Source organism: Ideonella sp. B508-1 (genome assembly GCF_000333615.1).
Classification (GTDB): Bacteria; Pseudomonadota; Gammaproteobacteria; order Burkholderiales; family Burkholderiaceae_C; genus Ideonella.
Genome location: NZ_BADL01000549.1, coordinates 1 through 12,155 on the forward strand (window position 1 = coordinate 1; position 12,155 = coordinate 12,155).

The 12,155-nt window shown below is 68.5% G+C and carries 11 protein-coding genes; 3 read left to right on the forward strand and 8 right to left on the reverse strand.

The genetic code is table 11. The annotated features are described in order from the left end of the window. Positions 1-1,134, forward strand: a 1,134-nt coding sequence (locus tag I73_RS21590; protein WP_022982527.1) for an acyl-CoA dehydrogenase family protein, incomplete at its 5' end; no start/stop codon positions are given. 73 nt (positions 1,135-1,207) lie between these two features. Here the strand turns inward: I73_RS21590 and I73_RS21595 are convergent. Genes I73_RS21595 through I73_RS21625 form a run of 7 tightly spaced genes read right to left on the reverse strand, consistent with a single transcriptional unit; the run spans position 1,208 to position 8,041 of the window. Further along, complete coding sequence (locus I73_RS21595; RefSeq protein ID WP_085944629.1) at positions 1,208-2,173, reverse strand: IclR family transcriptional regulator; 966 nt, start codon at positions 2,171-2,173, stop codon at positions 1,208-1,210. A gap of 25 nt (positions 2,174-2,198) precedes the next feature. Beyond that, the gene (locus tag I73_RS21600; RefSeq protein WP_022982529.1) at positions 2,199-3,131 is read right to left on the reverse strand and encodes an electron transfer flavoprotein subunit alpha/FixB family protein; all 933 of its coding nucleotides are present in this window, start codon (positions 3,129-3,131) and stop codon (positions 2,199-2,201) included. 1 nt (position 3,132) lies between these two features. Beyond that, positions 3,133-3,882, reverse strand: coding sequence for an electron transfer flavoprotein subunit beta/FixA family protein (locus I73_RS21605; RefSeq protein WP_022982530.1), 750 nt, complete (start codon positions 3,880-3,882; stop codon positions 3,133-3,135). 17 nt (positions 3,883-3,899) lie between these two features. Continuing rightward, positions 3,900-4,802: an SDR family NAD(P)-dependent oxidoreductase gene (locus I73_RS21610; protein ID WP_026097046.1), complete on the reverse strand. Its 903-nt coding sequence runs from the start codon at positions 4,800-4,802 to the stop codon at positions 3,900-3,902. A gap of 44 nt (positions 4,803-4,846) precedes the next feature. Then, positions 4,847-5,641 (reverse strand): enoyl-CoA hydratase/isomerase family protein, encoded by a 795-nt coding sequence (locus tag I73_RS21615; RefSeq protein WP_022982532.1) that lies wholly within the window; start codon positions 5,639-5,641, stop codon positions 4,847-4,849. Next, positions 5,638-6,813, reverse strand: coding sequence for an acyl-CoA dehydrogenase family protein (locus I73_RS29735; protein WP_022982533.1), 1,176 nt, complete (start codon positions 6,811-6,813; stop codon positions 5,638-5,640). Before I73_RS29735 ends, I73_RS21615 begins: the two co-directional genes overlap by 4 nt. A 22-nt stretch (positions 6,814-6,835) precedes the next feature. Continuing rightward, positions 6,836-8,041, reverse strand: coding sequence for an acyl-CoA dehydrogenase family protein (locus I73_RS21625; protein ID WP_022982534.1), 1,206 nt, complete (start codon positions 8,039-8,041; stop codon positions 6,836-6,838). A 120-nt stretch (positions 8,042-8,161) separates the two neighbouring features. Here I73_RS21625 and I73_RS29740 point away from each other — a divergent pair, with 120 nt between their 5' ends. After that, entirely contained in the window at positions 8,162-9,721 is a 1,560-nt protein-coding gene (locus tag I73_RS29740; protein ID WP_022982535.1) for a class I adenylate-forming enzyme family protein, read from the forward strand. A 42-nt stretch (positions 9,722-9,763) separates the two neighbouring features. After that, positions 9,764-11,047 carry a CaiB/BaiF CoA-transferase family protein gene (locus I73_RS21635; protein ID WP_234409573.1) on the forward strand — a complete coding sequence of 428 codons (1,284 nt, stop codon included), beginning with the start codon at positions 9,764-9,766 and terminating at the stop codon, positions 11,045-11,047. 69 nt (positions 11,048-11,116) lie between these two features. On the opposite strand, the gene I73_RS21640 is transcribed toward I73_RS21635, so the two are convergent. Beyond that, positions 11,117-12,155 (reverse strand): nitronate monooxygenase family protein (locus tag I73_RS21640; RefSeq protein WP_234409574.1); only part of this gene is annotated, 1,039 nt, incomplete at its 5' end.

Genomic DNA, 12,155 nt, shown 5'->3' on the forward strand with positions numbered 1-12,155 from the left:
GATCTTTCAGACGAGCAGCGCATGCTGCAGGACAGCGTCGTGCGCTTGCTCGCCGAACGCTGCGACTTCGACCAACGCAAGGCGCACCTCGCGCAAGCGCGCGGCTACAGCGAGGCGCTGTGGGCGCAGTTCGCCGAGATGGGCCTGCTCGGCCTGCCTTTCCCGGAGGAGGACGGCGGCTTCGGCGGCGGGCCCGTGGAGACGCTGATCGCGATGCAGGCCCTGGGCCGCAGCCTCGCACCAGAGCCTTATCTCCCGACCGTGGTGCTGGCCGGCGGCCTGGTGCGCGAACTCGGCTCGCCCGCGCAGCGCGCCTCGGTGCTGCCGGCGATCGCCGAAGGCCGCCTGACGCTGGCACTGGCCCACGCCGAGAGCGCCGCGCGCTACGACCTCGCTCACGTCGGGACCATCGCCCGCGCCGACGACCATGGCTGGGTCCTGAGCGGCGCCAAGCGCTTCGTGCTCGGCGGCGACAGCGCCGATCGCTTCATCGTCTCGGCGCGCACCTCCGGCGGCGTGGGCGACGCCGACGGCATCTCGTTGTTCCTGGTCGACGCTGATGCGGCGGGTCTGACGCGCCGCGGCTACCGCACCCAGGACCACAGCCGCGCCGCGGACCTGCGCCTGGCCGACGTCCGCGTGCCGGACTCGGCACGGCTCGGCGCGCCGGGCTGTGCACTGCCCGCGCTCGAACGCACGGTCGACGTCGCCATCGCAGCCCTGTGCGCCGAGGCGGTCGGCGTGATGGAGCGGGCGCACGAGCTGACCGTGGACTACCTGAAGGTGCGCAAGCAGTTCGGCGTGGCCATCGGTTCGTTCCAGGCGCTGCAACACCGCGCGGTGGACATGCTGGTCGCGATCGAGCAGGCACGCAGCATGGCGTACTACGCCGCAATGATGTGCACCGAGCCCGACCCGTCGCTGCGGGCACGCGCCATCTCGGCGGCCAAGGCGCAGGTCGGCCGCAGCGCGCGCCTGATCGGCCAGGAAGCCATCCAGCTGCATGGCGGCATCGGCATGACCGAGGAATGTCAGGTCGGCCACTTCATGCGCCGCCTGTCCATGATCGAAATCCTGTTCGGAGATAGCGCCCATCATCTACGCCGACTGGCATGCGAGGGCGGACTGATCTGACCAGAAGCAGAAGCTGCGCAGCAGCTCGGCCGCCCCCCGTCCCGATTCGACGGTGGCGCAGGTCGACCGGAGTTCACCCCTTGGACGAACGCCTGCGCGCCTCCACACCGCCCACCACACCGGACGCCCGCGCGGCGACGTCCTTGACGGTCGTCTTCAGCGACTCCAGATCGTGGCGGAAGCGGTCCGACGGACCGGCGATGTTGAGCGACGCGATACAGCGGCCCTCGCCGTCGAACACCGGCGCCGCGACGGCCGCCAGGCCCAGGGAATAGCCGTCGATCGAGCTGGAAACACCCTCACTCCGGATCTTGTCGAGTTCACGGACGAGAGACGCACGCGTGATCGGGATCGCCGTCTTCAGCTTGAACGCCACAGTGGTCACGTACTGGTCGCGCCAAGCCTTGTCGGTGAAGGCCAGCAGCAGCCGGCCCGCGGTGCTCGAATAGATCGGGCGCGTGGTGCCCACCGGGATCTGGTACCGGATCGGATTCGGGCTGTCGACGATCTCGACGTAGGTCAGCACCTCGGCCTCCCGATTGAGCACGCTCAGCAGTGCCGACTCGCCGGTCCGCTCGACCAGCTCGTCCATGAACGGGCGGATCATGCGCGGGAAGTTCCACGCCGACATCACGCTTGCCGCGAGCCGGAAAATAGACGGCCCGAGCCGGTAGAGCCCCGCGTTGTGCACGAGATAGCCCTCTGCGACCAGCGGCCGCAGCAGGTTCAGCAGGCTGCTCTTGGGGGACTCCAGCGTCACGTTAAGTTCCGCGAGCGACATACCGTTGGGCATCAACGACAGGACATCGAAAAGACCAAGGAGACGCGCGAGCGAACGCGGCCCCGACGCGTCGCGGTCAGGGCCTGCCGCCGCGGCAGCGACAGCGGCAATCGCAGCGTCGGCCTGCTCTGAATTCTTCCTCGTGGACATCAACGATTCCTGATTCTTTCGGTGCGAGCCGGAAGACGTGATCTCCGGACCGAACGAGATGCTACCCGAAGGTATCCTTCTGGCGAGCGGGGCACGGCGCGTCGGCATGGTCGGCGGGTCCTGTCGTTGAGGGCTAGAGGGCGGACGTCAGCTCCGGCACGGCCTGGAACAAGTCCGCCACCAGGCCATAGTCGGCGATGCTGAAGATCGGCGCCTCGGCATCCTTGTTGATGGCGACGATCAGCTTGCTGTCCTTCATGCCGGCCAGATGCTGGATCGCGCCGGAGATGCCGACGGCGATATAGAGCTCGGGCGCGACGATCTTGCCCGTCTGGCCGACCTGATAGTCGTTCGGGACGAAGCCGGCGTCGACAGCCGCACGCGAGGCGCCGACGGCCGCGCCCAGCTTGTCAGCCAGCGCATCCAGCAGCTTGAAGTTGTCCCCGTTGCCCATGCCTCGCCCGCCCGACACGATCACCCGTGCCGACGTCAGCTCCGGGCGTTCGGAGCGCGTCAGCTCCTGGCTCACGAAGCGCGAGCCCATGCCCGCGGAGCCTGCGGGCACCGGGGTGACGGTGGCGCTGGTCACGCCATCCCCCGCGACATCGAACGCCGCGCCACGCACCGTGACAACCTTGAGCGCGTCGAGCGATTGCACCGTCGCCAGGCCGTTGCCGGCGTATATCGGGCGCACGAAGGTGTCGGGCGCGACGACGGCGGTGATGTCCGAGACCTGCGCAACGTCCAGCAGCCCCGCCACGCGCGGCAACACGCTCTTGCCGAACGCGGTGGCACCGGCCAGCACATGGCCATAGTCCCGCGCCAGGCCTGCGGCCAGGTCAGCCAGGCCCTCCGCGAGCGCATGCTCGTAGGCCGCGGCGTCCGCCACCAGCACCTTGGAGACGCCAGCGATGCGCGCGGCCTGCGCCGCGGCCTCGCCGCAGCCGTGTCCGGCGACCAGCACGTGCACCTCACCGCCGATCTGCGTCGCGGCCGTCACGGCGGAGCGTGTCGCGCCATTGATCCGCCCTTCGAAGTGTTCAGCCAACACCAGGATCGCGCTCATCTCAGATCACCTTCGCTTCGTTCTTCAATTTGGCCACCAGGGTGGCCACGTCGGCCACCTTGACGCCGCCGGCACGCACCTTGGGCTCGGACACCTTCAGCACGCGCGTCCGCGGCGCGAGGTCCACGCCCAGCGTCGCGGCGTCCAGCGTCTCCAGCGGCTTCTTCTTGGCCTTCATGATGTTGGGCAGCGTGACGTAGCGCGGCGAGTTCAGCCGCAGGTCCACGGTCACCACCGCAGGCAGGTCGAGCGACAGCGTCTGTAGGCCGCCGTCGAGCTCGCGCGTGACCTGTGCCTTGCCGTCCGCAACCGTCACCTTCGACGCAAAGGTCGCCTGCGGCAGGCGCAGCATCGCAGCCAGCATCTGGCCGGTCTGGCCGGCGTCGTCGTCGATCGCCTGCTTGCCCAGAAAGATCAGCTGCGGCTGCTCCTTGTCGACCAGCGTCTTCAGCAGTCGGGCCACGTGAATGGGCTCGAGCTCGGCGCCGGTCTCCACCAGAACGCCACGGTCGGCCCCCATCGCCATGGCCGTGCGCAGGGTCTCCTGGCAGGCAGAGGCGCCGATGCTCACCGCGACAACCTCCGTCACGACGCCGGCTTCCTTCAGCTTCACAGCCTCCTCGACGGCAATCTCATCGAAGGGGTTCATGGACATCTTGACGCCGGCCAGGTCGATCCCGCTGCCGTCGGACTTAACGCGCGCCTTGACGTTGTAGTCAATGACGCGCTTGACTGCGACCAGTGCCTTCATGGTTCCGGTCTCCCCGCTCATACCGGATCCCAGGGGGTCAGCTTCATCGACGGGACGTTCTCGAAGAAGCTCGCCTCGAACGCCGGCATCGCCTCGTCGGCGATGGACTCGGGCGTCCAGCCGTCGCCGCGGTGCATCGAGCGAATCATGCGGATCTGGTTGAAGAAGTAGATCTCGTTGGCACGCACGCCGAAGATCTGGCCCGACACCTTGGCCGCGCGATCGCTCGCGAGGTACACCGCCAGCGGGGCGATCTTGGCGCTCTCCATCTTCTTGAGCTTCTCGACGCGCGCCTTCTGCTCCGGCGTCTCGGCCGGGATGCCTGCGGTCATCGCCGTCCATGCCCACGGCGCGATGCAATTGGAGCGCACGTTGAACTTGGCCATGTCCAGCGCAATCGACTTCGACAGGCCCACGATGCCCATCTTGGCCGCCGCGTAGTTGCCCTGACCCAGGTTGCCGATCAGGCCGGAGGTGGACGTCATGTGGATGTAGCTGCCGCTTTCCTGGCCCTTGAAATGCGGCGCCGCGGCGCGCGTCATGTAGAACGAGCCGTTCAGGTGGACGTCCACCACCGCCTGCCATTCCTCCTTGCTCATGTTGAACAGGAAGCGGTCGCGCACAATGCCCGCGTTGTTGACGACGCAGTCGATGCGACCGAAGTTGTCGAGCGCGGCCTGGATGATGCGGTGCGCGGAGTCCCATTCCGCCACGCTTTCCACCGCGGCGACGGCCTGGCCGCCGGCGGCGCGGATCTCCTGGACGACGCTCTCGGCCAGCGCCTGGCCCGTCTCCTTGTCCTTGGCCAGGTCGTTGACGACCACCTTCGCGCCGGCGGCCGCGTAGGCCTTGGCGAAGTCGCGTCCAATGCCGGCGCCTGCGCCGGTGACGACGACGACCTTGTCTTGAACCATACCCATGTCTGATGCTCCTTGAATCGATTCGATGTGCCAGGGGCGACCGTTCAGTCACCCTTGAAGTCGGGGGCGCGCTTGGCGCGGATCGCGGACACCGCCTCGGCGTGGTCGCGCGTGTGGTTGGACAGCGTCTCGTAGGCCATGCCGGCGTCCATGACCGACGCGGCGACCTGCTTAAGACCGATGTTGATCGTCGCCTTGGTCCACTGGATGGCGCGGCGCGAGCCGTTGGCCAGGCGCTGGGCGAAGGCGTCGACTGCCGCGTCCAGCTCGCCGGCAGGATAGGCAAAGTTGACCAGCCCGATGCGCGCGGCCTCCTCGCCGGTGATGACGTCGCCCGTCAGCAGGTATTGCTTGGCGCGCGCATAGCCGATCAGGTGCGGCCAGATCGCCGCGCCGCCATCCCCGGCCACGAAGCCGACCTTGACGTGCGGATCGGCGATCTTCGCGTGGTTGGCCGCGAAGCTGATGTCGCAGAACAGGGCCAGGGTGGAACCCAGCCCCATCGCCGGGCCGTTGACCTTGGAAATGACAGGCTGCGGGATGTCCAGGAAGCTGCATACCAGCCGCTTGGCCGCGCCAGCCTCCGGGTACATGCGGTGCGGCTCGTCGACCAGGAGCTGCATCTGGTCAAGGTCGCCTCCAGCGCTGAAGGCCTTGCCCGCGCCGGTCAGCACGATCACGTGCGTCTCGTCGTCGCGCGAGACCTCGAAGATGAAGCGCTCGAACTCCGCGTGCGTCGGCGGATCGAACGCGTTGAGCGTCTCGGGACGATTGAAGGTGACGTGCAGGACGCGACCGTCGCGGCGCAGTGCGAGGCTGCGGTAGCTGTCCAAGTTCATGCCACGGCCTCCTGCCTGGTCGCCGAGCCGACGGCAGCCGTCGCCTGCGCCGCGGATTCGTGCTGCGCCCGGACGAAGCGGTCCAGGTGCCAGTCGCTGTCGCCATACATCTTTTCCAGCACCAGCAACCGCTTGTAGTAATGGCCAACCAGATATTCGTCGGTCACGCCGATGCCGCCATGCAGCTGGATGCCCTGGCCGCCGACCACGCGCCCCGCCGATCCCAGCATCACCTTGGCCGCCGACACCGCCTCGCGGCGGCGCGCCGGCGTGTCGTCCAGGTGCGCGATGCCGCGCAGCAGGATGGACCGGGTCTCCTGCACTTCGACGAACATCTCGGACATGCGATGCTGCAGCGCCTGGAACTTGCCGATGGGCTGGCCGAACTGCTGGCGCGTCTTCAGGTATTCGCTCGTGATCTCCAGGATCGCTTCCATGCAACCCAGGCCTTCGGCGACCTGGGCCAGCGCGGCGCGGTCCAACGCCTCCTCGACCAGCGCCGGCCCAGAGCCTGGCGCCGTCAATCGCGCTTGGGCACCCACCTTCACGCCACGCAGCTCGACATCGCCCGCCCGCGTGCCGTCAATCAGCGGATAGCCCTGGACGGAGACTGCCGAGCGCGGCACCAGGAACAGCGCGAGTTCGCCGTCGACGGTCACCGAAACGACCAGGTCGTCGGCCGCCTCGACCGCCGGCACCATCATCTTGAGGCCGTCGATGACATAGCCGCCGCCCTCGGCATGTGCCTGAGTGGCGGGCGCCGCGAATTCGAAACGCGACCCCGGCTCCGCATAGGCGAACGCGACCTGGCGCGTGCCGGCGAGCAGGCCTTCCAACAATTCGGCCCGGCGCGGCGCGAATGCCGGGGCGTCGGCGCGCTCGACCAGCCGCGTCGCCAGCACGCCACAGCCGACGAACGGCTCCAGCACGATGCCGCGACCCAGTTCCTCGGCCACGATCGCCGTCTCGACGAAGCCGCAGCCCAGACCGCCGTCGTCCTCGGGCACCGCCAGCGCGAGCCAGCCCATCTGGGCATACTGGGCCCAGCGCTCGGGCGACCAGCCCGTCGTCGCGGCCAGATGCCTTCTTGCCTCGAAGCCGTACTGCTCACGAATGAAGCGGCCGGCCGCGTCGCGCAGCATCTGCTGCTCTTCCGTCAGGTTGAAGTCCATGCGTCGTGTCTCGTGAAGCCCGCTACAGCCCGAAGGCCAGCTTGGCGATGATGTTCTTCTGGATCTCCTGCGATCCACCGTAGATGGTGGAAGCGCGGGCGATCAGGGCGCCAGCGGTGCGTCCGGGGACGCTCTCCGGCCAGGTCGCAGCTTGCTCGGGCGCGATGACCTCGCCCTCGCCGTGCTCCCAGAAGCGCAGCGCGTGCAGACCCATCGCGTCGACCTGCAGATCGGTCACCCGCTGCTGCAGCATCGAGCCGCGCAGCTTCAGCGCCGAGACCACAGCATCCAGGTTGCGGTGGCTGGTCTCCTGCGACAGCACGCGCAGCACCGAGTATTCGAGCGCCTGCACATCCACCTCGACGCGCGCGAGGCGGCCGGAGAACTCCGGCCGATCGATCAGGCGGCCCGCGCCGACGCGAACACCCGCGGCGATCACACGCGCCTTCTCCAGTTCGCGCTTGTTGAAATAGAGGAACGCGCTCGCAGTGCGCTCCTTCTCGAGGAGGTACTTGGCGTAGGTCCAGCCCATGCCCGCCTCGCCGACAAGGTTCCCGCGCGGCACGCGCACGTTCTCCAGGAAGACCTCGTTCAGGCCGGTGCCGCCCTCGATGGAGGTGATCGGCCGGATGGTGATCCCTGGGGTGTCCATCGGGATCAGCAGGAAGGAGATACCGCGCTGCGGCTTCACGCCGGCATCAGTGCGGACCAGGAAGAAGCCCCATTCCGACATGCGGGCGTCGCTGGTCCAGATCTTCTGGCCGTTGACGACCCACTCGTCGCCGACCAACTCGGCGCGGGTTCGCAGGCTAGCCAGGTCCGAGCCTGCGCCGGGCTCGGAGAAGCCCTGAGCCCAGAACTCGTCTCCGCGGATCATCGGCGGCAGGAAGCGCCTCTTGTGCGCCTCGCTGCCGAACGCGATGAGCACGGGCGCGACCATGTGCAGGCCCTGCCAGCTGTAGTCCAGGCCGTCGGCCTCGTAGAGCTCCTCCATGAAGATGTGCTTGCGCAGCGGACTCCAGTCCGTCCCGCCCCACGCCACGGGCCAGTGGGGCGCACCCCAACCTCTTGCGTGCAGCATGGCCTGGAACGCGCGAATGTCGGCACGCGCCGGAGGATGCGCGCCGACATGGAAGCGTCGGGCCATGTCCCGAGGAAGGTGTTCCTGGAAGAACGAACGAACCTCCAGCCTGAACGCTTCATCCTCGGGTGAGAAGTCGAATCGCATGTTGCCTCTCACCGGAATCGGAAAGATCGCGGACGCACCGCGCAGTTCAAAAAATTCTATTTTATGAATGTTGTTCGGTTATTCTAACGATCACATGTCGCATGTCAACGGAATCGAAGGATGTCGAACCACCCCACCACCTTCCTGAACCTGCCGGCCATGGTCTGGCTGCGGGCCCAGCGCCAGCCGGACCGCTGGGCCGTCCACGCCGAAGGCGCATCCTGGTGCTGGAACGAGCTTGCCACACGCATCGAGTCCGCCGCACTGGCGCTGCAGCGGCTCGACGTGCAAACCGGCGACCGCCTGACGATAGTTTCGGAGACCAGCGCGGACGCCCTGGTGCTCATGCTGGCCGCACAGCGCATCGGCGCATGGCCGGCGCTGCTCAACGCACGGGTACCGGCCGCCGAACTCCGGCGACTGGCAAGCTGCGTGGATTCGCGCCGCATCATCCTCGCGCTCGACGGATCGCCGGACGCCAAGACGCATGCCCGCCAGCTCGCGGCGACGCCGCTCGCCGTGCCCGGCCTGGGCCATCTCGCGAGCGTGACGTTCAGCGACGGCGCCGTCCCCGAGCTGCCCGCCCACGATCCCGCGCTGGACGTGGCGCTTCTGGCCTTCACCTCGGGCACCTCGGGCAAGCCGAAGGCCGTGATGATCTCGCACGCTGGCCTGATGAACATGGGCCGCGTGGTCGGCGCCGCACGCGGCACGCTGCCCCGGGACACGGTGGAGGTCACCGCGCCACTGTCCCACGCGATGGGCCTGTCCAGCGTCGTGTCCGCGCTGATCTTCGGTGCCGCCGTCCGCCTGCGACCGCGGATGTCGCCCCGGGAGCTGGCGAAGGCCATCGCCGCCGGTGAGGTCCAGCAGGCCTCGATGGTGCCGGCGGCCTGGGCACGCCTGCTCGACCATATCGCGCGGGAAGAGCTGAGCCTGGACGGACATTCCCTGCGCATGCTGGTCTCCGGCGGCGCGCCGCTCGCCCCCGAGCTCAAGGCACGCGTGGAGCGCGCATTCGGCCGTCCGCTGATCAACGCGTACGGCATGACCGAGTGCGCGCCGCTGGCACGCAGTCGCCCGTCCGAGTTTCTGGCGCCCTGGAGCGTCGGCCGGCCGGAGGCGACGGTCGAGGTGCGCATCGTCGACGGTGCCGGCCGCGACCTTCCGCGCGGCGAGACGGGCGAAATACTGGCACGCGGGCCCGGTGTGATGCTGGGCTACTATCGCAACGCGGAAGCGACGCGCGAGGTCCTGAGTGCGACGGGCTGGTTCTCCACCGGCGACCTGGGCCATTGGCTGCCCGATGGCGACTTCGCCGTTGTAGGGCGGCGCAAGGAGATGATCATCCGGTCCGGCTTCAACGTCTACCCGGCCGAGGTCGAGGCAGCGATCAGCGGGCACCCGGCCGTGATCCACGCCGCCGTGGTCGGCCGGCCCGCCGCGCTGGGCGACGAATCCATCGTCGCGTATGTCCAACCGCGCCGCGGGCACCCGGCCACGGACGCACTGCGCGACACGCTCGCAGCGCATGTGCGCGCCCGCCTGGCCGGCTACAAATGTCCGTCGCGCTGGATCTTCGTCGAGGCCATGCCGATGGGCGACACCGGCAAGATCCTCAAGCGCGCCTTGCCCGAGCCGGACGTCTCGGCCGCGGAGGCCACCGCGGCGGTGTCCTGATTCGATTTCAATGTCCTGCGACAAGTCACAGCTTCCGAAAACATGAACTCCGACAAGCCCTCCCCCTCCTCGTCCGCCCGCATGCCGCTCTCGGGCCTGCGCGTGCTCGATCTGTCGCGCGTGCTCGCGGGCCCGTTCGCGGCGCAATTGCTCGGCGACCTCGGTGCCGAGGTGATCAAGGTCGAACGCGCCGGCGCGGGCGACGATTCGCGCAAGATGGGCCCACCGTTCCTGAAGGACCTCGAGGGCCGCGACACCCGCGAGTCGCCCATCCTGCTTGGCACCAACCGCAAACAGAAGTCGATCACGCTCGACCTCGCCAAGCCCGAAGGCCAGGAGATCGTGCGCCGGCTCGCCGCGATGTCGGACGTCGTCGTCGAAAACTTCAAGGTCGGCGACCTGAAGCGCTACGGCCTGGACCACGAGAGCCTGCGCGCGGTCACCCCGCGCCTGGTCTATTGCTCGGTCACCGGCTTCGGGCAGTCCGGGCCCTATGCGCCGCGACCCGGTTATGACTCGATCTTCCAGGCCATGGGCGGCCTGATGAGCGTCACGGGATATCCCGACGAGGAAGGCGGCGCTCCCGTCAAGACCGGTCCGTCGATCGCCGACTTCATCGGGGGACAGTTCGCCGCGATCGGCGTGATCTCCGCCCTCTACGCCCGCGACGCGCAGCGCGGCGGCCGGCCCGCCTGCGACCAGCACGGGCGCGGCCAGCAGGTCGACATCGCCCTGCTCGACTCGGTGATCGCCTCACTGACGCACTACACCGCACAGTACCTCGCCACCGGCGTGGTCCCGGTGCGGCGCGGCACACAGGGCAATGGCGGCCTGCCCTCGCAGGCCTTCCCGTGCGCCGACGGCTCCATCATGGTCGTGTGCGGCAATGACGAACAGTACCGCCGCTTCTGCCACGCCCTGGGCCGGCCGGACCTCGCCACCGATCCGCGCTTCGAGACCAACCCCCTGCGGGTCGGCAACCGACGCCTGCTGACCGAGACCTTCAACGAGATCACGCGCACCTGGGAGCAGCGGGACCTGCTCTCCGCGATGGACCGCGCCGGCGTGCCCGCCGGGCCCATCTACGACCTGAAGCAGGTCTTCGAGGACCCGCAGGTCCAGCACCGCGGCATGTCGGTGGAAGTGCCGCATCCCCTGTCTGGCACGGTGAAGATCGCGGCCAACCCGATCAAGCTGTCGGACACGCCGATCGAGCGCTACATCGCCCCGCCAACGACCGGCCAGCACACGTCGGAGGTGCTGAAAGACCTGCTGGCAATGAGCGACGACGAGCTGGCTCGTCTTTCAGCTGCCCGCATCATCTGAGGCCCCCTCCCGCGCAGGGAGGGCGCAGTCTCCTCGCGCGCGGGAGAGCCCGCCAGGTCGGCGATCGATTCAGGCCCGGGCGTCGCGCGCCTCGAGCGTGCTCAGGCGCCCGGCGGCAGCGACGGCCTCGTCCACGAGGCGATCGAGGATGGCTTCCGCCGGCTCGACCTTGTCCGCGAAAACCGCGGCCGGGCCATAGTCCAGCATGCCGGTGCGCGTGTCGCCGCTGACGTAGGCCTGGTGCGCCAGCGCGCCCATGACGTGCGGGCGGTACTGCTCGAAGTCCGTCACCTTGGCGTCGTCGAGCGCGAGCACCGCCTCGGCGCTCGCGTTGCGATAGACCCGATGATGATCCCGCAAGGACTTCTTGACGACGACGCTCTCGGTGCCGTCGCCCGCGACGACCATGGCCTTCACGTCGCGGTGGATCCAGAGCTCCTCGGCGACAAGCAGGCGCGTGCCCATGACGACAGCGTCCGCGCCCATCGCCAGCACCGCGGCGATCTGGCTGCCGGTGCCGATGCCGCCGCCGATGGCGAACGGAATGTCGAGCACCCGCGCCGCATGCGCCGCCTGCACGATCGAGCCGATGCCATAGATGCCAGGGTGGCCGCCGCAGTCGTTGCCCACGATGATGACGCCGTCGACGCCCAAGCGCGCCGCGTTCTGGGCATAGCGCACCGCCGGGACCTTGTGCAGCACCTTGACACCGGCATCGCGCAGCAGCTTGACGATAGGCTCGGGACTGGCGCCGGCCGTCTCGACGCAGGACACGCCTTCCTCCAGCAGGATGTCGACCTGCCGCATCACGCGGTCCACGCCGCCCGACTGGCGCGAGATGTAGAGATTGACACCGAAGGCCTTCCCGTCCGTCAGCTCGCGGCACCGGCGCAGCTGGTCGCGGAACTCGCCCGCGTCCGGAAAGCCGGCGCCGACGATGAAGCCCATCCCTCCGGCGTTGACGATGGCCGCTACGTAGCGCGCGTCCGATACCTTGGGGCCGAGGCCACCGGCGAGGATGGGATGGCGGATGCCGAGCAATTCGGTGATGCGGGTGCGGAACAGGTTGGGACGCATGGCGGGAATGAGGCAAGGTTGAATGTCAGCG